The sequence below is a fragment of the Knoellia sp. S7-12 genome, from assembly GCF_040518285.1.
In the GTDB taxonomy this organism is placed as follows: Bacteria; Actinomycetota; Actinomycetes; order Actinomycetales; family Dermatophilaceae; genus Knoellia.
Genome location: NZ_CP155449.1, coordinates 2,541,806 through 2,563,364, shown reverse-complemented (window position 1 = coordinate 2,563,364; position 21,559 = coordinate 2,541,806). Strand labels below are relative to the sequence as shown.

Here is a 21,559-nt window from a genome sequence, read left to right as displayed (position 1 = left end):
ACTCACGGTGCAGTAGGGGGCTGCACACGTCAGCAGGTGAGCCCAGCGTCGGGTCAGCGGCGGCGGAGACGGCGCCAGGCCGCGCGCGGCCAGTCGAGCAGTGCGTCCTTGGCGTCGCTCCATTGGCGCAGGCCATCGCCGGGGACGAGGTAGGCCCGAACCTGGTCGCTGCGCTGACGAGCGGAGACTGCGGCCTTCCAGACGGTCCTGGCGTCGCCGCTGACGTCGGCGATCTCGGCCTGTGGCGGGGCATAACGGGCGCGCTCGACTGTCGCGACGAGGCGGCCCATGGCCTCCTTGGACTCACCCGACAGGGTGGCGTCGTGGGTGAGTTGCGCACCGGCCTGGCGGGGAGTGCTGCCGTCAGGGGGAGCGATGCCGATGTCGCCGAGTCGGGAGATGAGCGAGGCCCAGTCGGCCTCGACCCGTTCAGCGTCGTCGCGGGCAGCGGTCCGCAGTTGTCGACGACGCAACCATGCTGCGACCGGCAGCAGGAGCAGGGACAGCACGATCGCGAGGACGACGGCGAGGGCCAGCAGGTGGTCGCCGAGCCACCCGAGTGGTCCGCCGGTCACTGACGTCGTGTCGTCGGTGACGTTGCTCTCGCCGTCGCGGGGCGCACTGGCCGACGGGGTCGGGGTGGCACCCGTCGCCGTCGGGGTGGCCGTCACGGAAGGGGCAGCCTCGGTGGGGACGAGACTGTAGATCGGGGCGCCTCCGGTGCGCACGCCCGGTGTGGGCTCGAAGCGGGTCCAGCCCAGGTCGGGGAACCAGACCTCGGGCCAGGCGTGCGCATCGGCTGCCCGCACGGTGTAGGAACCATTGCCAAAGGTGCCGGGGAGGAAGCCGATCGCCATCCGAGCGGGAATGCCCTTGAGTCGCGCCGCCATGATGAACGCCGACGCGAACTGGACGCAGTAGCCGGTGCGCGAGACGAGGAAGTTCGACAGGGGGTCGGACATCATGTTGCGGCCGGAGGTCGGGTCGGTCGGGGTCGGGAGCTGCAGGCTGTAGGTGTATTGGCTGCTGCGGAAATGGGCCTGCAACAGGCGAGCCGTCTCGAGGGGCGAGGAGCCCTCTGGCACAACGGTGTCCACGAGTTCGCTGAGCCGGGCCAGGCTGTCTTCGTCGATGTCGCTGTAGACGCCTTCCTCCGCCCCGCGCGGGCGTGGCCCGTCGTCAGAGAAGTTGCCTTCCTTGGGTGCGAGCTGGACGTAGGTCGCGGTGTAGTCCTCGACGGTCTGGTCGACCTCATAGCCACCGACGAAGTTGGACCGCAGCGGAACGTCTCCGAGCTCGACCCCGATCAGCGGTGTGGGCAGCGCGATCTGGGGTGCCTGCAAACGGTTCTCGCCGACCTTGATCTCGACGGTGGTTCGCTCGATCGCGGGGTCGCCGTCGAGAGCCGGCGGTCCACCGTTGAGGACCTCGTTGGCATCGAAACGGGTCCTCCACTCACCGCGTCGGTAGTCGGTGAGGATCCCGACACGCAGCGGGTCGGGAGTGCTCGTCGACGTGGTGTAGTTGATGACGGGCGACTGGGACTGGTCCTCCAGCGACCGGCGCAGATCAACGGTCGTGTTGAGGCTGACCGCTCCGCCGCCACGGGCGTTGTCGGATCGACCGAGCCCATCGGCGATGAAGGTTGTGGGCAGGTGGGGGACGACGGTCGGGAGGAGGATGGCGAGACCCAGAGCGCCTGCACCGAGAAGGCGAGCGGTCCCGGCGACCCCGAGCACCGGGTCGTGCTCCCCGCCGTCGACGCCTCGGGGCACGGCCGTGCTCCAGCGCTGCACGGTGCCGATGCCCTGAATCGCGAGGAGCGAGAGCCAGAACCCCACGGGCAGGACGAAATACCTCCACGAGAGTCCGTCACCGGAGTTCGTGGCAGAGACGAGGTATGCCGTGAGCAGTGCGAGACCTGCAAGTGCTGGCGAGCGCAGGGTCACCGCGATCGCGTCGACGACGAGCGCGGTGAGGCCGACGAGGATCGTGATGGCCACGATGACACCACGCTCGGTGGGGGCCGGCGCGGAATAGGCCATGACGGTCTCACCCGCCTGGGTGAGGAGGATGCCGAGTGTGGTGACGGTGTCAGGGCCGGGGACGAAGCCGAAGTAGAGGTGGCCCTGGCCGTGCATCCACGAGACGGCAAGGAACCCGGCGAGGGTCTGCCCGAGAATCACGGGCCATGCGGCCGCGACCAGGGATCGCAGGCCCAGCCCGACGAAGGCGATCGTCGCGACGATGACGATGCTGGGACGCACCCAGGTGTTGGCGTCGAAGAGGGTGAGCAGCGGGAGGGCCACCGTGAAGCTGGCCAGCGCCGCGAGCAGGGTCTCGATCGGGCGGACGCGGTTCATCGCGCACCGACCAGGCTGCGGGAGCCGGCGACCGTCGCCCACGCGTCAGCAACGCCGAGTCCGGGCTCAACGGCCAGCACGGACCATCCGGCGCCCGACAGGGCGGCGGTCGTGGCTCGGGGGTCGAGGTCTTCGGGTCCGTGGTTCCGGCCCGGGCCGGTGAACGCGCCGGCATCTACGACGAAGGCCAGTCCCGGTCCACCGGGCTGACGCAGGGACGACAGGGCACGCGCGGCGTCGTCATCGACCGCCCCCACGAGCGCGACGATGAGTCCCCCCTGTGCTGTCGCGGTGCTCGCAGCGTGGAGCAGGCCGCCGATTCCGGTCTCGTCGGTTGGCACTGCGCGAGCCAGGGTCTCAAGGGCGCGGTCGGCCTCGGAGTCCTCGCGCACTCCCGACTCCTGACCGGCGTCAGGGGTGAGCAGGTGGACGGCAAAGCCTTGGTCAAGGAGGTGGGTCACCGCGGAGGCGGCCATCGTCACGGCCCACTCGAGCGAGCCGGTGGGGCCCTTGCCGCCGTGGGCCCGAGACCGGGTGTCGAGGAGGACGACGGCGCGGCGCTTGGCCGGCCGGTCCTCCTGGCGCACCATGAGTTCGCCGGTGCGCGCGGTCGCCGGCCAGTGGATCCGGCGCAGGTCGTCGCCGTCGCGGTACTCGCGAATGGACTGGTCGTCCTCGCCGTGCAGGGCGACGCGGTGGGGGACCGAGCCCTCGGCGCCGAGGCCACGTCCGAGAGCGCGCCCGTCCGAGAGGCCAATGATCCGAGGGAGGACGAGCAACTCGTCGTGGGTGCTGAGCGAGGCATTGCGCATCGTCAGGCCGAAGGGGTCCTGGACGCGGACGCCGAGCGGACCGAGACGGTGAGCGCCGCGCGCGTGGGCGCGGACGGCATACTCCACGTGCGTTGCAACGCCAGCGGGCAGCGCACTGATGACGAACCGCGGTCGGTCACCCAGTGAGTAGTCGAGGTGCTCCTCGGCGAAGAGGACGGGTGAGCGGGTCGCGGAGGGGTTGGTGATCGTCATCTGCACGACCGCCGGCTCGTCGATGGTGAGGCGTGACGGATGCGCTTCGCGTTCGACGACGAGGGTGAGGTCGTGACGGCGACCGAGGAATCCGGCGAGGATCGGCAGCGCACAGAGTGCCGTGCCGATGCGACTGAGGTCGTGCTGACCCAGGGCGAGGCCGGCGAGGACGAGCACGATCCCCGAGGCGAGGAAGGCGGCACCTCGCGTCGTGAGGGAGTCGCGGAACCGGCGCATGTCGCCCAGCTCAGCGCGTCGGGGCAGGCACGCGGACCCGCTGGAGCAGGTCCGTGAGCACGTCGGCCGCGGTCCGGTGCGCGAGCTGGCTCTCACCGGTGAGCATGAGGCGGTGGGCGAGAACGGGGATCGTCATCGACTGCACGTCATCGGGGAGCACGTGGTCGCGACCGGCGAGGGCGGCGTGAGCACGGCTGGCGCGCAACAGGTGCAGGCTCGCACGAGGTGACGCGCCAAGGCGCAGCGCCGAGCTCGAGCGGGTGGCCTGGGTGACGTCGACGACGTATTGCTTGAGGGCCTGGGAGGCGTGCACCCCACGGACTGCGTCGATCATCTGCGTCACGGTGGCCGCATCGGTGACCGGACTCAGCTCCTCGAGCGGGGACCGTGAGCCGTGCTGGTCGAGCATGTCGACCTCGCTGCGCGCCGAGGGGTAGCCCATCGAGATGCGCGCCATGAAGCGGTCACGCTGTGCCTCGGGCAGCGGGTAGGTGCCTTCCATCTCGATCGGGTTCTGCGTCGCGAGAACCATGAACGGCCGGGGGAGCGCATAGGTCGTGCCGTCGACGGTGACCTGTGCCTCCTCCATCGACTCGAGCAGCGCCGACTGCGTCTTGGGCGAGGCGCGGTTGATCTCGTCACCGACGACGACGTTGGCAAAGATCGCTCCCGGACGGAACTCGAAGTCGCGCACGTCCTGGTTGTAGACGCTCACACCCGTGATGTCGCTGGGCAGGAGGTCCGGTGTGAACTGCACGCGTCGCACGGAGGCGTCGATGCATCGGGCGAGGGTCTTGGCGAGCATCGTCTTGCCGACGCCGGGAACGTCCTCGATGAGCAGGTGCCCCTCGGCGAGCAGTGCCGTCACCGCGGTGCGCACGGCTGCTGGCTTGCCCTCGATGACGGTGTTCATCGCGGTCTGCAAGGAGCTCGCGACCTGGAGCACCTGGTCCAGCGCAGCCCCCGAACGTGGCCCGGCCGCGTCGACGCGTCGTTGCTCTGGATCGTGGCGGACCTGGTGGACCTCGTCGTGTGCCGACACCGATGGCTCCTGTGATGAGTGCTCCCGCGGCCGTGCGCAGCGGGGTTTCGATCTTCCCCCACATTCCACCACCGGGGTAGCGCTCAGGGCACAAATGCGCCTCTTCACAGCCTGCGTGCAGGTTCAGCGAAAGACGCGCGAAAGGCATACACGGGTATGCCGGGGGCTTTGGTGCGTGTGAATCTCTCGGCGCGCTCAAAGCGCTCCACTTTGCACCACCGGCTCTGACCTGCGAAAAAAGGTGCTTCTGAGGTTGGTAACGACTTGATTTCGCTTGAAGGTGGAGTAAAGTGGGGAAAACCGGAGAGAAATGTCGCCCCGGGGTCGAGACGAAGTTGGGGAGGTGAGCGCGGTGTTCCTCGGTACTCACACGCCGCGCCTCGACGACAAGGGCCGCCTGTTCCTTCCCGCCAAGTTCCGCGAGCGCCTGTCGACCGGCCTCGTCGTCACCCGCGGGCAGGAGCGCTGCCTCTATGTCTTCCCGATGGACGAGTTCGTCAAGGTGACCGCGCAGATGCAGGAGGCGCCGACGACCAGCCGCGCCGTCCGTGACTACATCCGCGTCTTCCTCTCCGGCGCCAGCGACGAGATCCCCGACAAGCAGGGGCGCGTCTCGGTTCCGGCCCACCTGCGCCAGTACGCCGGACTCACCCGGGAGTGCACGGTCATCGGCACCGGCTCGCGCGTCGAGATCTGGGACACGGACGCCTGGAACGAGTACCTCGCCAGCACCGAGCAGGCCTACTCCGAGCAGTCCGAGGAGGTCATCCCCGGACTCATGTGATCCACCCCGGCTCCCGGCCTCCAGCCGACTGGGCTCCCGACACGACTTCCCCCGTGCCGGGCCCCGGACGGATGGGGACCAGGAGCCGGGGAACGGACCACCACCACACAGGGATCAACCAGCACCACAGCACGAAGCAGCAGTCAGCAGTCAGCAGTCAGCAGTCACAGCGAGCACGACCACGGACGTCAAGGAGTCGGAGATGGAATCACGAGGAGCAGCCGCCGAGCGGCACGTTCCCGTGCTCCGCGACCGCATCGTCGAGCTCCTGGCCCCGGCCCTCTCCGAGCCGGGGTCAATTCTTGTTGACGGCACGCTCGGGATGGGCGGTCACGCCGAGGCCTTCCTCGAGGCGTGCCCCGAGGCGACCGTCATCGGCATCGACCGCGACGAGGAAGCTCTGGCGCTCGCGAGCGAGCGGTTGGCCCGCTTTGGCGAACGGTTCCGTGGCGTGCACGCCGTCTATGACGAGATCGCCGAGGTCGTGGCCGAGCTCGGGCTGCGCGACGCCCAGGCCATCCTGTTCGACCTTGGCGTCTCCTCGCTCCAGCTCGACGAGGCCGACCGCGGATTCGCCTACGCCCAGGACGCGCCGCTCGACATGCGCATGGACCAGGGGAGTGGCATCACCGCCGCCGAGGTCCTCAACACCTATGCGCCCGCCGACCTCCTGAGGATCCTGCGGGACTACGGCGAGGAGCGCTTTGCCAAGCGCATCGTCTCGGCCGTGGTGCGCGAGCGCGAGAGCGAGCCCTTCACGAGATCGGCGCGTCTCGTCGAGCTGCTGCGTGGCGCCGTGCCCGCGGCGTCGCAGCGCACGGGTGGTCACCCGGCCAAACGGACCTTCCAGGCGCTCCGCATCGAGGTCAACGACGAGCTCGGTGCCTGGCAACGAGCCGTGCTGGGCTCCATCGACGTGCTCGCAGTCGGCGGTCGGATCGCCGTCCTCTCCTACCACTCGCTCGAGGACCGGATCACCAAGCGCGCGTTGGTTGCCGGTGCCACCTCGAGCACCCCTCCCGGTATCCCCGTCGAGCTCCCCGAGCACGCGGCATACCTCCGTCTGCTCACCCGAGGCGCCGAAGAGCCCTCGGCGTCCGAGCAGTCCACGAACCCCCGATCCGCGTCAGCTCGACTGCGGGTTGCAGAACGCACTCGTCCCACGAAGGGAGGCCGGCGATGACCCAGACCGCCGTCCGTCCGCTCAGCCGCTCCGCTCCACGAACCACCCCACGGACCGCGCGGCCCCGGCCGCTCCGGGTCGTGCGCGAGCAACCGCAGCACGGTCAGCCGGCGTTCGTCGCCGCCTGCCTCGCGCTGCTCGTCGCCGGACTGGTCGGCGTGCTCATGCTCAACACGGCCATGGCCAAGGGGTCCTTCGTCCTCGGCGACCTCCAGGACACGTCCAACGAGCTGGCCGACTCCGAGGAGGCGCTCAGCCACGCGATCAACGCGCAGAGCGCTCCGGCCGAGCTGGCCAAGCGAGCCATCGACATGGGCATGGTCCCGTCAAACACCGCCGCCTTCCTCCGTCTCGATGATGGCAAGGTCCTCGGCGTGGCGGAGCCGGCTGACGCGAAGAGGGAATTTACTGTTGCCACACAAGGCAACTCGGCTGCCGCGGCTGCCCGCCCCGCCACCACGCCCCAAACGACGGTCAAGACGGTGGGCACCGTGACGACGACGACAGTGACGACGGTGAAGGGAGCCAACATCGAGGTCACGACCACGAGCGTCGACTCGCGCACAGGAGTGACGAGCACGACGACCTCGACCAAGAAGTCCGTGCCCGCGCGGTCGGCCAACGCGACGAGCAATCCCACAGCATCAGCGACTTCGTCCGCGAGCGGTTCGGGACAGGGCGCCACGGACAAGCCCAACGAGTCGGCCAACCCGAACGCCTCGACGAAGCCCAATGCCTCGACCAAACCCAGGACGTCGACCACACCGAGCCAGGCGGCTCGCCCGACCGCCACCACGACACCGTGACCCCGCGCACTCCACCCCCCCGCGGTCGTGACCCTCACCGCTCCGAAGGACCTCCTTCAGGGCGCACACCGTCCGGTCGTCCTGCCAAGGAGCGTCAGCCTCCGGCCACCGGCGCCGCTCGCACGCAGAGGCCTGCGGCGCCCAAGCGGCCCACCCCCGCCAAGCGCGCGGCTCCGGCGCGGGTCGCTGCGTCGGCCAAGGCTCAGGGAGCATCACGTCCCTCGGCTGCGAGGAAGGCGCGCCAGGCCGCACCTCCGCGCCGCCCCGCGTCGCGCCGCCCGGCGGCCCGACGCGGCGCCGCCAAGCCCGCGGGCAACCCTCGCCGCCGCATGCGCGGACTGACGGTCGCCACGATCTTCGTGTTCAGCATCTTCGCGGCGCAGTTGCTCCGCATCCAGGGATTCGACTCGTCTGCGGTCGCCGCCGAGGCGCAGGAGCAGCGGACCGAGAAGGTCTCCATCCCGGCTCTGCGCGGCAAGATCACCTCCTCCGACGGTGTCGTGCTCGCCTCCAGCCGAGCTCGCGAGACCGTGGTCGCGGACCCCACGGCGGTGTGCACCTTCAAGCAGAAGAAGGTCGCGACGCCCAAGGGTGAAGTCGCGAAGGCGTGTGACATTCGGACGAGCACCGGCGCCGACCTTGCCGCCACAGCCCTGTCGCCCCTGCTCGGTCGCAGCGTCGACGACCTCCGGCCCAAGCTCAGCGGCAAGGGCCAGTACCAAGTCCTCGACCGCAAGGTGAGCCCCCTGACCTGGCGCAAGATCGCGAAACTCGGCATCCCCGGGATCTACACGGACACCGCTGAGGCCGTCCCTGAGCGCGTCTATCCGCAGGGCCCCAACTCCGCCTCGCTCGTCGGCTTCGTGACCGACGACGGTGCCGCCGGTGGTGGCCTCGAGTCGATGATGGACGAGGCTCTCAAGGGCACAGCCGGCAGGGCGATCTTCGAGAAGGCACCGGATGGTTCCAAGATCCCCGGTGGCCGTCAGGGTGGGACCGCAGCCGTCGACGGCAAGGACGTCACCCTCACGGTGAACTCCAACATCCAGTGGTACGCGCAGAACGCGATCGCCCAGCAGATGGCCAAGATGGGCGGACAGTCCGGCACCGCCGTCGTCACCAACGCCAAGACGGGCAAGGTCCTCGCGCTGGCGTCCTACCCGACCTACGACCCCAACGACATCGGCAACGCCAAGGGAAGCCTCGTCAACAAGGCCCTCAACGACGTCTTCGAGCCCGGCTCCACCGCCAAGGTGATGACCGTGGCCGCGGCGCTGGAGGACAAGAAGGTCACGCCGAACCAGCCCGTCATCATCCCCAATCGGATGAAGCGCTTCGACGCGTCGTTCAAGGACAGCCACGACCACCCGACGCTCACCCGCACCGTGGCCGGAACGCTCGCCGAGTCGAGCAACATCGGGACGATCCTCATCGGCGAGACCCTCGAGTCCAAGCGCCTCGAGGAGTACTACCGCAAGTTCGGGCTGGGCTCGAAGTCCGGCATGGGCTTCCCCGGCGAGTCCGCTGGCCTCCTCGCTCCGGCTGAGAAGTGGAACGGCACCCAGCGCTCGACAGTGATGTTCGGTCAGGGTCTGTCGGTCACGGCGATCCAGGCCGCGTCGGTCTTCCAGACCATCGCCAACGGTGGGATCCGCATGACGCCAAGCCTCATCGAGGGCACGACCTCTGCCAACGGCACGTTCACCAAGGCTGCGACCAAGCCCGGAACTCGGGTCATCTCCAAGGACACGGCAACGCAGGTCAACGCGATGCTTGAGGGAGTGGTCTCCAAGGAGGGCACGGCTCCCCAGGCCCAGATCCCCGGCTACCGCGTCGCCGGCAAGACGGGGACGGCCGACTTCTACGACGAGAAACTCAAGAAGTACTCCGGCAAGACGGCCAGCTTCATCGGCTACGCGCCAGCGGACGATCCCGAGATCGTCGTGGCGGTGATCATCCAGCGCCCCAGCGCCAGCATCTATGGCGGTTTCGTGGCCGGCCCGGTCTTCCACGACGTCATGACCTACGCCCTGCAGGAGCTCAAGGTCCCGCCGACCGGCACGACCAAGGCGCCGATCAAGATCGAGGTCACGCCGCAGGAGGCCGCGTCGGATCCCACCACACTGCAGGACAAGCCACGCGGCAGCGGCAAGTAGTCTGACTGGTCGTGTCTGCACCCCGACCCGCTTCCCTGACCAGTTCGAGTGTTCGTGAGCTCGCGCTGCTCGTCACCGCATCTCTTGACGGCGGTGCATCACCAGACGATGCAGCCGGTGACGTCGTCGTCACCGGGGTGACTCTCGACTCGCGCGCCGTCAGACCCGGTGACCTGTATGCCGCGTTGCCCGGTTCCCGGGCCCACGGCGCCGACTTCGCGGCGCAGGTGGCGCAGGCCGGCGCCGTTGCCGTGCTCACCGATGCTGACGGTGTCCTGAGACTGCGTGACGCCGGCGTCGACCTGCCGGTCATCACGGTCGAGGCACCGCGCTCGGTCCTCGGCGCCCTCGCAGCCCAGATCTATGGCACCACCGACCTGAACCTCACGATGGTCGGGATCACCGGCACCAACGGCAAGACGACCACGGCATACCTCGTTGCCAGCGCTCTCGACGTCCTCGGACAGCGGACCGGGCTCATCGGCACGGTCGAGACGCGCATCGGGGACGAGCGCATCAAGAGCGTGCGCACGACCCCCGAGTCGACCGACCTCCACGCGATCCTCGCCGTCATGGACGAGCGCGACACCGACACCTGCGTCATGGAGGTCTCGAGTCACGCGCTCAGCCAGCACCGTGTCGACGGCGTCGTCTTTGACCTCGCCCTCTTCACGAACCTGTCGCAGGACCACCTCGACTTCCACGCCGACATGGAGGACTACTTCTCCGCCAAGGCTCAGCTCTTCACGCCCGAGCGGTCGACCCGTGGACTCATCTGTGTCGACGACATCTGGGGCCGTCGTCTCGCGGAGCAGTCCGGGGTGCCGGTGACGACGTTGACGACGCAGGCGGACCAGGCGGCGGACTGGGTGGTCACGGTCGACCCGACCGAGCCGGCGCGATTCACGTTGCGCGGCAGCGGAATCGAGCTCGACCTGCGCTCTGCCCTCCCGGGCGACTTCAACGTGGCCAACACCGCGATGGCCGCCGTCGCCCTGCTGCTCCTCGGCGAGGACACCGACGCCGTCGGACGCGCGATCCTCACCGACCCTCACGTTCCCGGCCGCATGGAGAAGGTCACGCCCACGCAGGTGAGTGACGTGGACAGCGGGCTCCTTGCCGTCGTCGACTACGCCCACACACCCGACGCGGTCGAGGCCGCTCTGGCAGCCCTGCGGCCCACGACGTCGGGCCGCCTCGTCGTCGTCCTCGGAGCCGGTGGAGACCGGGACCGAGGCAAGCGCCACGGCATGGGTCGGGCCGCTGCTGGTCTGGCCGACGTCGTCGTCGTCACGGATGACAACCCGCGCAGCGAGGACCCGGCGCAGATCCGTGCCGCCGTCGTCGAGGGTGCGCAGTCCATCGACACCACGGCGGTGCTCGTCGAGGTCGGCGGTCGGCGCGACGCCATCCGCGAAGCGGTTCGGCTGGCCCGTGAGGGCGGTCCGGGCTCCGTCATCGCAGTGGTCGGCAAGGGCCACGAGACCGGGCAGGAGATCGCCGGAGTCGTCGAACCGTTCGACGACCGTCTCGAACTGCAGGCCGCGCTGGACGGAACCACTCAGGACGGAACCACTCAGGATGGCGCCACTTCGGACGGCGAGGTCACGACGTGATCGCCCTGTCCTTGGCGCAGATCGCTGCTGCGACCGGTGGCACCGTGCATGGCGCCCCGGCCTCGGGCGAGCTGCCCGTCGTCACCGGCTCCGTCGTCACCGACTCACGTGAAGCCGAGCCCGGCAGCCTCTATGTCGCTCGCATCGGTGAGTCGATGGACGGGCACCGGTTCGTTGCCGCGGCCCGCGACAACGGAGCTGTCGCGGCGTTGACGAGCCGCACGGTCGAGGAACTTCCGTGTGTCGTCGTCGACGATGTGCAGGCCGCCTTCGTTGCCATCTCGCGAGCCGTCCTCGACCGCGCCACCGACCTCACCGTCATCGGCATCACCGGCTCCTCGGGCAAGACGAGCACCAAGGACCTCCTCGGCAGCGTTCTCGGAGCTGCGGCACCGACGATCGCGCCGGTCGGCTCCTACAACTCCGAGGTCGGGGTGCCGCTCACCGTCACCCGCGTCACCGAAGCCACCAGGTTCCTCGTCGTCGAGATGGGGGCGCGAGGCGTCGGCCACATCGACTACCTCACCAAGATCGCCCCCCCGCAGATCGGCGTCGTGCTCAACGTCGGCACGGCCCACGTCGGCGAGTTCGGCTCTCGTGAGGCCATTGCCCGGGCCAAGGCCGAACTGGTCGAGGCACTACCGAGTGATGGTGTGGCCATCCTCAACGCCGATGACCCGGTCGTGCGCGCCATGAGCGATCGCACCGATGCACGCGTCGTCCTCGTCGGCGAGGCCGCCGACGCAAGCATCCGCGCCGAGGACATCACCGTCGGCAGCGACGGTCGGGCGACCTTCCGTGCCATCACCCCTGACGGCGAGACAACGATCGCGCTCCGGCTCGTCGGTCGACACCACGTCGGCAACGCACTGGCCGTTCTCGCGGTGGCTCTCGAGTGCGGCATACCCCTCGAGGCGGCGACCACATCGATCGCCGAAGCCGGCATCGTCAGCCGCTGGCGCATGGACGTCACCGATCGGCCCGACGGCGTGACCATCGTCAACGACGCCTACAACGCCAATCCCGACTCGATGCGCGCCGCCCTCGCGGCGCTCGAGTCGATGGGGGAGGGGCGACGCACCTGGGCCGTCCTGGGCTCGATGCTCGAGCTCGGCGACGAGTCCGACAGCGACCACGCCGAGGTCGGCGCGGAGGCGCAACGGCGAGGGGTCGGCGAGCTCGTCGTCGTCGGTGAGACCGCGCGCCCCATGGCCGACATCACACCCGTCGGCGGCACCCGGATCCGCTGGGTCGCCGATGCCGATGCCGCCGAAGCGCTGCTCCGTGCCGAAGTCGCCCCACCCGACGTCGTGTTGTTCAAGTCGAGCCGGGATGCGGGTCTACGGTGGCTCGGAGACAAACTCAGCACGGTTGACCAGACCAGGCCTGACCGGACACCAGACCGCACCACCCAGGAGGATTCCCAGTGAAGGCCGTGCTCGTCGCTGCGGTGGTCAGTTTGATCGTCGCGCTGTTCGGCACCCCCATGTTCATCAAGTGGCTCGTGAAGCAGGGCTACGGCCAGTTCATCCGCGACGACGGTCCGACCTCGCACCACACCAAGCGCGGCACCCCGACCATGGGTGGAGCAGTCATCGTCGGGGCCACCCTCGCGGCCTACGCCATGGCGCACCTCGTGTTCTGGACCTCCCCGAGCTGGAGCGGCGTCCTCGTCCTCTTCCTCATGGCCGGTCTCGGGCTCGTGGGGTTCCTCGACGACTACATCAAGATCAGCAAGCAGCGCAGTCTCGGGCTCCGATCGAAGCAGAAGCTCGCCGGCCAGACGGCTGTCGCGGTGATCTTCGCGATCCTCGCGCTGCAGTTCCCCAACGACTCCGGCCGCACTCCTGCGTCGACGAAGATCTCGTTCGTCCGCGACACCAACTTCGACCTGGCCTTTGCGGGCACGATCGTCGGAGTCCTGCTCTTCATCCTGTTCGCCAACGTCATCATCGCGGGCACGAGCAATGGCGTGAACCTCACCGACGGGCTCGACGGACTGGCCACCGGCGCCTCGGTGATGACGTTCGCGGCCTACGTCCTCATCGGGATCTGGCAGTTCAACCAGAACTGCCAGACCAACCCCGGCATCAAGTGCTACGAGGTGCGCGACCCGCTCGACATCGCCATCGTCAGTGCCGCAGCGATGGGTGCCTGTTTCGGGTTCCTCTGGTGGAACGGCTCACCGGCCAAGATCTTCATGGGCGACACCGGCTCCCTGGCGCTCGGTGGATTGCTCGCCGGTCTGGCCATCGTCACGCGCACCGAGTTCCTCGTCGTCATTCTCGGGGGACTCTTCGTCACCATCACGCTGTCGGTCATCATCCAGGTCGCGTCCTTCAAGTCGACCGGCAAACGCGTGTTTCGAATGGCACCACTGCAACACCACTTCGAGCTTCTCGGCTGGCAAGAGGTCACCATCGTGATCCGGTTCTGGATCATCGCCGGCCTCTTCGTGGCTCTCGGCCTCGGCATCTTCTATGCCGAATGGGTTGTAGGCGCGGCATGACCGCGGGATCCACCGATCGGCTCGAGCGGCTCACCCACCGCGAGGCCGACTGGGCAGGGCTGCGCGTCCTCGTCGCCGGACTGGGTGTGAGTGGCTTCGCGGCAGCAGATGCGCTGCTGGAGAGGGGCGCTCACGTCGTCGTCGTCGACGGTTCGTCGTCCGACTCCACTCCGGAGATGGCCGAGCGCGCGCGCATCCTCGAGATCCTTGACGCCGAGCTGCGCTTCGGTCCCGAACACGTGGCCGGTATGCCGTCCGACCCGGTCGATCTCGTCGTCACCTCTCCGGGATGGGCGCCGACGCAACCGCTGCTCGCGGCAGCGGCGCAGGCCGGCGTCGCGATCTGGGGAGAGGTCGAGCTCGCCTGGCGGATGCGTCCCCTCGAGGGTGCCGCCCCGTGGCTCACCGTGACTGGCACCAACGGCAAGACGACAACGGTCCAGATGCTCACGTCGATCCTGCGCGCCGCGGGCAAGCGGGCCATCAGCGCCGGCAACGTCGGCACACCGATCCTTGAAGCGATCATGGACCCGGAACCGTTCGACGCCATCGCGGTGGAACTGTCGAGCTTCCAGCTCCACTGGTCGGACTCGATCCGTCCACAGGCTTCGGTCTGCCTCAACGTGGCTCCCGACCACGTCGATTGGCACGGCAGCTACGACGACTACCTCGCGGCCAAGGGCAAGGTCTACAACAACACGCAAGTCGCCTGCATCTACAACGTCGACGACCCCCAGACCGAACGCCTCGTCGAGGAGGCCGACGTCCAGGAAGGTTGCCGCGCCGTCGGTTTCACCCTCGGCACCCCTGCACCGTCGATGCTCGGCATCGTGGGCGAGGTCCTCGCCGACCGGGCATTCGTCGAGCAGCGCCGCCACGCCGCTGCCGAGCTCGCGTCCATCGAGGACCTGCGCGGTGATGCGCCTGACGTCGCACCCCACTTGGTCGCCAACGCGCTGGCCGCCGCAGCGCTTGCCCGGGCCCATGGAGTCGAGGCCGGTGCCGTGCGCGAGGGACTGCGTGCGTTCCGACCCGAGGCCCATCGGATCGCCTACGTCGCAACGCTCGACGAGGTGCGCTACATCGACGACTCGAAGGCCACGAACCCCCACGCAGCGGCAGCCTCGCTCACGGCATACGAGCACGTCGTCTGGATCGCCGGAGGTCTCCTCAAGGGGGCCGACGTCGACGACCTCGTGCGCTCCGCAGCCCCTTCGCTGCGTGGCGTCGTGCTCATCGGTCGCGACCGCGCAACCCTGGCCGAGGCGCTTGCCCGACACGCCCCCGATGTCCCCGTCGTCGACGTTGCCGAGACGGACACTGGGACCATGGATCGCGTCGTCTCGCAGGCTTCCTCGCTCGCTCAGCCGGGCGATGTCGTGCTGCTCGCCCCGGCGGCCGCGTCCATGGACATGTTCGTCAACTACGGCGCACGCGGAGATGCCTTCGCCGAGGCGGTGCTCCGCCGCGTTGCTTCGGGGGAGTGAGCCAGTGACCAGCACCACAGGTTCCGTCAAGAGTCCTGCCAAGGGCTCCGCCAAGGGCGACCGCAGCATCGGATTCATCCCCGAGTGGCTCGAACGCCTCGACCGACCCGTGACGACCTACTACGTGCTCGTCGGTGTGACGACGGTGCTCGTCGGCTTCGGACTCATCATGGTGCTGTCCGCGTCGGCGGTCACCTCGCTCAGCGAGACCGATTCCGGGTCCGCCTACTCCATCTTCTTCAGCCAGTTGATCTTCGCTGTCGTGGGGATGGTCGCGCTCCTCATCGCGTCACGCATGTCTGTGTCGATGTGGAAGAAGTTGGCGCTGCCCGTGCTCCTGGTCGGTCTGGTCCTTCAGGCCCTGGTGTTCACACCGCTCGGCATCGGGGTCAAGGGCAACCGCAACTGGCTCAATTTCGGCGTCATGACCATGCAACCGTCCGAGTTGCTCAAGGTCGGGCTGGCCCTCAGCGGAGGCCTGATCCTGTCCACCAAGCGCAAGCAGCTCGGCCGCGTCGGCCATGCGCTCGTGCCCTATGTCTTCCCTGTCGGCATGCTGTCCCTCGGCCTCGTCCTCCTGGGTCACGACCTCGGAACCGTGCTCATCATGGCGGCCATCGTTGGCGGCGTCCTGTTCACGGCCGGCGTGCCCGGACGATTCTTCGCCATGTCGGCTGCGTCATTCGCGGTCATCGCAGTCATCTTCGTCGTCACCAGTCCCAACCGACTGGGCCGCTTCGATGTGTGGCTCGGAAGGGACAGGGACCAGTTCGGTGCGGCACGACAGACCATTCATGGCCGCTACGCCCTCGCCGACGGAGGGTGGTTCGGGCTCGGGCTGGGCGGCTCCCGTGAGAAGTGGGCGTGGCTGTCGGAGCCGCACAATGACTTCATCTTCGCCATCATCGGCGAGGAGCTCGGGCTGCCCGGGACGATCATGGTGCTCGTCCTGTTCGTGGTCCTCGCCCTGGCCTGCTATCGCCTTGTGATGCGCAGCTCCGACTTCTTCGTGCGCATCGCCACCGCCGGCATCATGAGCTGGATCGTCGTCCAGGCGATGATCAACGTCGGCGCGGTGATCGGGTTGCTCCCCGTCATCGGAGTGCCGCTCCCGTTCGTCTCCTCAGGTGGATCCTCTCTCGTGACAACCATGCTCGCCCTGGGCATCCTGCTCTCCTTCGCCCGCGCCGAGCCCGGGTGTGCCAAGGCCCTTGCCGCGCGCCCGTCGCTCATCAAGCGCTCCTTCGCGGTCCTGCCGAAGCGGCGGTCACGCCCATGACCGATGACTCCGTGAACCTTCGTTCGGTCGTCCTCGCAGGTGGCGGCACAGCCGGACACGTCTCTCCTCTCCTCGCTCTGGCCGACTGTCTGCGCCGACGCGAGCCCGAAGTCCGGATCACGGCCCTCGGCACGGCCGAAGGCCTCGAGGCTCGACTCGTGCCGGCCCGCGGCTACGACCTCGAGGTCGTCCCCAAGGTCCCGATGCCGCGCAGGCCCTCGGTTGGTCTGCTTCGTCTGCCGGGCTCGCTCCGACGCGCCGTCGAGGCCGCTGACACCGTGATCCGCGAGACCGACGCCCGGGTGGTGGTCGGTTTCGGCGGCTACGTCTCGACGCCCGCCTACCTCGCAGCCCGGCGACGCGGCATACCCGTCGTCGTCCACGAGCAGAATGCTCGTCCGGGCCTCGCCAACAAACTCGGTTCCCGGTTTGCTAAGCATGTCGCGGTCACCTTCCCGGACACACCGCTGCGCGGCGCAACCGTGACGGGTATGCCGCTGCGGCGCGAGATCGCCCTTCTTGACCGCAAGGCGCGCCGCGACGAGGCCCTGGCTCACTTCGGTCTCGACCCGCAGTGGCCGACCGTGCTCGTCACGGGTGGCTCGCTGGGTGCGCAGCGCATCAACGAAGCCTTCCGGGGCGCGGCGACATCGCTCGGTTCGGCGGGTGTCCAGGTGCTGCACGTCACCGGCCTCGGCAAGGAGTTCGCTGTCCCGCCCGGTGGAGCCGGCGCGCCCTACGTGGTCGTGCCCTTTGCCGACCGCATGGAGCTGGCCTATGCGGCAGCCGACATCGTCGTCGCCCGTTCCGGTGCCAACACGGTGTGTGAGCTGACCGCGGTCGGTCTCCCGGCGGCATACGTGCCCTTGCCCATCGGCAACGGCGAGCAGAGCCTCAACGCGCGCGCCGTTGTGGCCGCCGGTGGCGGCCTCGTCGTCGAGGACGCCGACCTCACCACGACCTGGGTCGAAGCCACCCTCGTCCCGCTCCTGCGCGATGCGTCCGCCCTTGCCGAGATGGCGGTCGCAGCGGCGTCGGTGGGGGAGCGCGACGGTGACGAGCTGCTCGCCGACCTTGTCATCGATGCGGCTGCAGGTCGGAACGGCTGATGGTGCAGGCAGGCACCCCCCGGTTCGACTTCACGCAGGCCGTCCCCGGGCTCGACACCCTGGGCCGCGTCCACTTCATCGCGATCGGCGGGTCCGGCATGTCCGCGGTTGCCCGCGTCATGCTCGCCCGCGGAGTCGCGGTGAGCGGCTCCGACGCCAAGGACAGCCCGGTCCTCTCCTCTTTGCGTCAGCAGGGTGCCCAGGTCGTCGTCGGGCACGACGCGGCTCACGTCACTGATGCCGACACCATCGTCATCTCCTCGGCCATCCCCGAGTCCAACGTTGAGCTGGCAGCAGCTCGGGCGGCCGGTTCGCTTGTCCTGCACCGGTCCCAGGGGCTCGCGGCGACGATGCACGACTCCCGTCGGGTTGCGGTTGCCGGCGCCAACGGCAAGACGACGACCACGTCGATGCTCACCGTCGCGCTGCAGGCGGCTGGCCTCGACCCGTCGTTCGCCTCCGGCGGGGAGCTCACCGGCCAGGGCACCAACGCGGCGTGGACCGGCGGCGAGATCTTCGTCGTCGAGGCGGACGAGAGCGACGGTTCGTTCCTCGTCTATGGGCCCGAGGTCGCGATCGTCACCAACGTCCAGCCCGACCACCTCGACTTCTATGGAACCTTCGACAACGTCGAGAAGGCCTACGCCACGTTCGCCGAGTCAATCCAGGGCGGCGGACTCCTGGTCGCCTGCGCGGACGACGCCGGATCGGCGCGACTTGCAGCCCGGGCCGCAGCTGCGGGGACACGCGTCCTCACCTATGGCTTCGACGCGTCTGCGGACCTCACGCTGACCGATCACCGCGCCGACGACGAGGGCATCGCGACAACGACGACGCTGCAGCTTCGCGACGGCGCCAGCGCGACGATGCGGCTCGCGACCCCGGGCGCGCACAACGCCCTCAACGCCGCCGCGGCCTACCTGGCGGCGACCGAGGGCTTCGGCGCCGACGGTCAGCTCATCCTCGAGGGCCTCGCAGGCTTCGATGGCGCCAGGCGTCGGTTCGAGGTCCGGGGGGAGGTCGCTGGTGTCACGGTCGTCGACGACTACGCCCACAACCCCGGCAAGGTCGCCGCGGTCGTCCGCACCGCCGCCGAGATCGCTGCCCGCCGTGGTGGTCGGCTCCACGTCGCGTTCCAACCCCATCTCTTCTCGCGCACCCGCGATTTCGCGCAGGGCTTTGCGGCCGGTCTGGCTCCGGCTGACACCGTCGTCCTCCTTGATGTCTATGGCGCGCGCGAGCAGCCGATGGATGGCATCACCAGTGAGCTCATCGCCGCGCCTCTGCGTGACCTGCCGGGCGAGCGGTCAGTCGTTGTGGGCGGGACCTTTGACGACGTGGCCATCGCCCTGGTGGCATCCGCCTCGGCCAAGGACCTCGTGCTCACCGTCGGCGCCGGTGACGTCACCGAGCTCGCCGGACACGTTCTTCGCGCTCTCGAGGAGCGGTGAGCGGCGTGGGTGTCTCCTCGCGCGGTCTCGCGTCGGCCGACTCTCGCTTTCGTGAGAGGGCGCTCGAACGGCGCCGCCGACCTTGGCGACGGGTGCTGTGGATCGTCGTCGCCGCGGGGGTGGCCCTGGCCCTCGTGTGGCTCGCTTTCTGGAGCCCGCTGCTTGCCGTGCGCTCAGTCCAGGTGTCGGGAGTGACGGGGGCGGACAGGACAGCAGTTGCCGGGCTCGTCGACGTCGCCAAGGGCACGCCGCTCGCGAGGGTCGATCTGGCAGAGGTGGAGGAGCGGGTTCGCTCTCGTCGCAGCATTGCCGAGGTCTCCGCCGAGCGCGGCTGGCCCAGCACCTTGCGCGTGCGAGTAGTCCCACGCCAGCCCGCACTCGTGCTCAAGAACCCTGAGGGTCAACTTGAGGTTGTGGATGCGACAGGCGTGTCTTACGGCACCGTGACCACTGCGCCCGCCGGGGTCCCGGTCGTCACCGCGGCCTCCACCAAGGGAACGACCAAGGAGGCGCTCGAGGCGGCTCTGTCCATGATCCGCACCCTGCCCGTCGACCTGGCCGACCAGGTGAGTGCCATCGCGGTGAGCACTGCCAACCTCGTCTCGTTCACCCTGGGTGGAGTGCAGGTGGTCTGGGGCGGCGCCGATGCAGCTGACCGCAAGCTGGAGATCCTGCGGGCGCTCCTGCCCACCAAGCCCGCGGTCATCGACGTCAGCGCACCCGACACCCCCGTCACGCGTGGTGGCCCGTCCCCATCGCCCTCCAGCGACTGACCAACCGGTCGAACGTCTGACCATCGGGCCGAGCGACTGATCGACCGGCCGACTGCTCCATCAGAAGGCTCACGCACTCTTTGCGCGGTGCACCGGCGTCCACGACGTCTGCGCGGGCCTTGGCCAAACCCTCAGATGCGCACAAGCATGGTGAAGCGCACGTGGGCTCAGCCATGGGGGAGACGGGGCCAATGTGACGGATGTGGCACGGGTGAGGAAGAATCATCGGACTGGGCCACGACACGCCCATCCGCTCGTTGCATGACGCCGCGCCGACGCCTAGCGTCAGGTCAACGGTTCGTGATCAAACTGTGACCCTTGACTTGAGGTCGAGACTCTCTCTCCGGAGTCACACACGATTCGCGCATCAGATCGCACGTCGAAGCACCAGTTCGAGCACTCAGCAATCTCAGGAGAGGCCCCCACCGTGGCAACACCCCAGAACTACTTGGCCGTCATCAAGGTCGTCGGCATCGGTGGAGGTGGTGTCAACGCCATCAACCGGATGATCGAGGTCGGCCTCAAGGGCGTCGAGTTCATCGCGATCAACACCGACGCCCAGGCGCTCCTCATGAGCGACGCCGACGTCAAGCTCGACGTCGGTCGCGAGCTCACCCGTGGCCTCGGTGCCGGCGCTGACCCCGAGGTGGGCAAGAGGGCCGCCGAGGATCACGCCGAAGAGATCGAAGAGGTCCTCAAGGGGGCCGACATGGTCTTCGTGACTGCCGGTGAAGGCGGTGGCACCGGCACCGGTGGCGCGCCTGTCGTCGCCCGGATCGCCAGGGGCCTCGGCGCTCTGACGATCGGTGTGGTGACCCGCCCGTTCACGTTCGAGGGGCGCCGCCGCGCCAACCAGGCCGAGACCGGCATCGCTCAACTGCGCGAAGAGGTCGACACCCTCATCGTCATCCCCAATGACCGCCTGCTCTCCATCAGCGATCGCGCTGTGTCGATGCTCGACGCTTTCCGCAGCGCTGACCAGGTGCTCCTCTCGGGCGTCCAGGGCATCACCGATCTCATCACGACCCCGGGTCTGATCAACCTCGACTTCGCCGACGTCAAGTCGGTCATGCAGGGTGCCGGTTCTGCCCTCATGGGCATCGGCTCGGCCCGCGGCGAGGACCGCGCGGTCCAGGCTGCCGAGCTCGCCATCTCGAGCCCGTTGCTCGAAGCGAGCATCGATGGCGCTCACGGCGTGCTGCTCTCGATCCAGGGTGGCAGCGACCTCGGCCTGTTCGAGATCAACGAAGCCGCTCGCCTTGTCCAGGAGGCAGCCCACCCCGAGGCCAACATCATCTTCGGTGCGGTCATCGACGACGCTCTCGGCGACGAGGTGCGGGTCACCGTCATCGCGGCTGGCTTCGATGGCGGCACGCCGGCCAAGCGGCCCGACGAGCGCCACATCGGCAGCATCCAGGGGCCGAGCAAGACCCAGCAGGCAGCCGCCCAGCACCAGGGTCAGTCATCCCCGGCTGGTCAGCAGGGTCAGCAGGGTCAGCCCGCGCAGCGTCCGGTCCAGCAGGGTGACCCGCAGCGTCAGCCTGCCCAGGCACCTGCCGTTTCGCCGGCGACCCCGACGGCTGAGCCGGTCCGGCAGCCGGCCGAGGCCGCTCCCGCCCAGCGCAGCCAGGAATCCGAGCAGCGCCCGACTCCGCCGCGCACCGTCACCTTTGACGACGGCGACGACCTGGACGTGCCCGACTTCCTCAAATGAGGCATGGCCTCACCTGAGCCATGGA

Annotated in this window: 16 protein-coding genes; 13 read left to right on the top strand and 3 right to left on the bottom strand. The window is 68.8% G+C overall.

Annotation, left to right across the window (positions count from 1 at the left end; genetic code table 11):
* Nucleotides 1-53: 53 nt before the first annotated feature.
* Genes V6K52_RS12320 through V6K52_RS12310 form a run of 3 tightly spaced genes read right to left on the bottom strand, consistent with a single transcriptional unit; the run spans nucleotide 54 to nucleotide 4,580 of the window.
* Entirely contained in the window at nucleotides 54-2,363 is a 2,310-nt protein-coding gene (locus V6K52_RS12320) for a DUF3488 and transglutaminase-like domain-containing protein (protein WP_353950405.1), read from the bottom strand.
* Complete coding sequence (locus tag V6K52_RS12315) at nucleotides 2,360-3,625, bottom strand: DUF58 domain-containing protein (protein WP_353950404.1); 1,266 nt, start codon at nucleotides 3,623-3,625, stop codon at nucleotides 2,360-2,362. Before V6K52_RS12315 ends, V6K52_RS12320 begins: the two co-directional genes overlap by 4 nt.
* Before the next feature lie 10 nt (nucleotides 3,626-3,635).
* On the bottom strand, nucleotides 3,636-4,580 hold the full coding sequence (locus tag V6K52_RS12310; RefSeq protein WP_353953775.1) for a MoxR family ATPase: 945 nt from the start codon (nucleotides 4,578-4,580) through the stop codon (nucleotides 3,636-3,638).
* Between the two features lie 439 nt (nucleotides 4,581-5,019).
* On the opposite strand from V6K52_RS12310, the gene mraZ reads away from it, so the two are divergent.
* The 13 genes from mraZ (at nucleotide 5,020) to ftsZ (ending at nucleotide 21,534) form a co-directional block, all read left to right on the top strand.
* Nucleotides 5,020-5,451 (top strand): division/cell wall cluster transcriptional repressor MraZ, encoded by a 432-nt coding sequence (gene mraZ, locus V6K52_RS12305; protein WP_353950403.1) that lies wholly within the window; start codon nucleotides 5,020-5,022, stop codon nucleotides 5,449-5,451.
* 202 nt (nucleotides 5,452-5,653) lie between these two features.
* Nucleotides 5,654-6,634, top strand: coding sequence for a 16S rRNA (cytosine(1402)-N(4))-methyltransferase RsmH (rsmH, locus tag V6K52_RS12300; RefSeq protein WP_353950402.1), 981 nt, complete (start codon nucleotides 5,654-5,656; stop codon nucleotides 6,632-6,634).
* Nucleotides 6,631-7,440 carry a hypothetical protein gene (locus V6K52_RS12295; protein ID WP_353950401.1) on the top strand — a complete coding sequence of 270 codons (810 nt, stop codon included), beginning with the start codon at nucleotides 6,631-6,633 and terminating at the stop codon, nucleotides 7,438-7,440. Before rsmH ends, V6K52_RS12295 begins: the two co-directional genes overlap by 4 nt.
* Nucleotides 7,441-7,769: 329 nt before the next feature.
* Nucleotides 7,770-9,596 carry a penicillin-binding protein 2 gene (locus V6K52_RS12290; RefSeq protein ID WP_353950400.1) on the top strand — a complete coding sequence of 609 codons (1,827 nt, stop codon included), beginning with the start codon at nucleotides 7,770-7,772 and terminating at the stop codon, nucleotides 9,594-9,596.
* A gap of 11 nt (nucleotides 9,597-9,607) precedes the next feature.
* Nucleotides 9,608-11,212 carry a UDP-N-acetylmuramoyl-L-alanyl-D-glutamate--2,6-diaminopimelate ligase gene (locus V6K52_RS12285; RefSeq protein ID WP_353950399.1) on the top strand — a complete coding sequence of 535 codons (1,605 nt, stop codon included), beginning with the start codon at nucleotides 9,608-9,610 and terminating at the stop codon, nucleotides 11,210-11,212.
* Nucleotides 11,209-12,642, top strand: coding sequence for a UDP-N-acetylmuramoyl-tripeptide--D-alanyl-D-alanine ligase (gene murF / locus V6K52_RS12280; RefSeq protein WP_353950398.1), 1,434 nt, complete (start codon nucleotides 11,209-11,211; stop codon nucleotides 12,640-12,642). Before V6K52_RS12285 ends, murF begins: the two co-directional genes overlap by 4 nt.
* Nucleotides 12,639-13,721 (top strand): phospho-N-acetylmuramoyl-pentapeptide-transferase, encoded by a 1,083-nt coding sequence (gene mraY, locus V6K52_RS12275; RefSeq protein WP_353950397.1) that lies wholly within the window; start codon nucleotides 12,639-12,641, stop codon nucleotides 13,719-13,721. The genes murF and mraY overlap by 4 nt, the downstream gene beginning before the upstream one ends.
* Entirely contained in the window at nucleotides 13,718-15,208 is a 1,491-nt protein-coding gene (gene murD, locus V6K52_RS12270; protein WP_353950396.1) for a UDP-N-acetylmuramoyl-L-alanine--D-glutamate ligase, read from the top strand. Before mraY ends, murD begins: the two co-directional genes overlap by 4 nt.
* A 4-nt stretch (nucleotides 15,209-15,212) precedes the next feature.
* Nucleotides 15,213-16,487: a putative lipid II flippase FtsW gene (gene ftsW / locus V6K52_RS12265; protein ID WP_353950395.1), complete on the top strand. Its 1,275-nt coding sequence runs from the start codon at nucleotides 15,213-15,215 to the stop codon at nucleotides 16,485-16,487.
* Complete coding sequence (murG, locus tag V6K52_RS12260) at nucleotides 16,484-17,596, top strand: undecaprenyldiphospho-muramoylpentapeptide beta-N-acetylglucosaminyltransferase (RefSeq protein ID WP_353950394.1); 1,113 nt, start codon at nucleotides 16,484-16,486, stop codon at nucleotides 17,594-17,596. The genes ftsW and murG overlap by 4 nt, the downstream gene beginning before the upstream one ends.
* Complete coding sequence (gene murC, locus V6K52_RS12255; RefSeq protein WP_353950393.1) at nucleotides 17,596-19,047, top strand: UDP-N-acetylmuramate--L-alanine ligase; 1,452 nt, start codon at nucleotides 17,596-17,598, stop codon at nucleotides 19,045-19,047. Before murG ends, murC begins: the two co-directional genes overlap by 1 nt.
* A gap of 5 nt (nucleotides 19,048-19,052) precedes the next feature.
* A complete protein-coding gene (locus V6K52_RS12250) occupies nucleotides 19,053-19,820 on the top strand; it encodes an FtsQ-type POTRA domain-containing protein (protein WP_353950392.1) in 768 nt (255 codons plus the stop codon).
* 427 nt (nucleotides 19,821-20,247) lie between these two features.
* A complete protein-coding gene (gene ftsZ, locus V6K52_RS12245; protein ID WP_353950391.1) occupies nucleotides 20,248-21,534 on the top strand; it encodes a cell division protein FtsZ in 1,287 nt (428 codons plus the stop codon).
* Nucleotides 21,535-21,559: the final 25 nt, after the last annotated feature.

Coding starts and splice junctions, on each gene's coding strand:
- V6K52_RS12320 (WP_353950405.1), bottom strand. CDS start 2,363: ATGAACCGCGTCCGCCCGATCGAGACCCTGCTCGCGGCGCTGGCCAGC.
- V6K52_RS12315 (WP_353950404.1), bottom strand. CDS start 3,625: ATGCGCCGGTTCCGCGACTCCCTCACGACGCGAGGTGCCGCCTTCCTC.
- rsmH (WP_353950402.1), top strand. CDS start 5,654: ATGGAATCACGAGGAGCAGCCGCCGAGCGGCACGTTCCCGTGCTCCGC.
- V6K52_RS12295 (WP_353950401.1), top strand. CDS start 6,631: ATGACCCAGACCGCCGTCCGTCCGCTCAGCCGCTCCGCTCCACGAACC.
- V6K52_RS12290 (WP_353950400.1), top strand. CDS start 7,770: ATGCGCGGACTGACGGTCGCCACGATCTTCGTGTTCAGCATCTTCGCG.
- murD (WP_353950396.1), top strand. CDS start 13,718: ATGACCGCGGGATCCACCGATCGGCTCGAGCGGCTCACCCACCGCGAG.
- murG (WP_353950394.1), top strand. CDS start 16,484: ATGACCGATGACTCCGTGAACCTTCGTTCGGTCGTCCTCGCAGGTGGC.
- murC (WP_353950393.1), top strand. CDS start 17,596: ATGGTGCAGGCAGGCACCCCCCGGTTCGACTTCACGCAGGCCGTCCCC.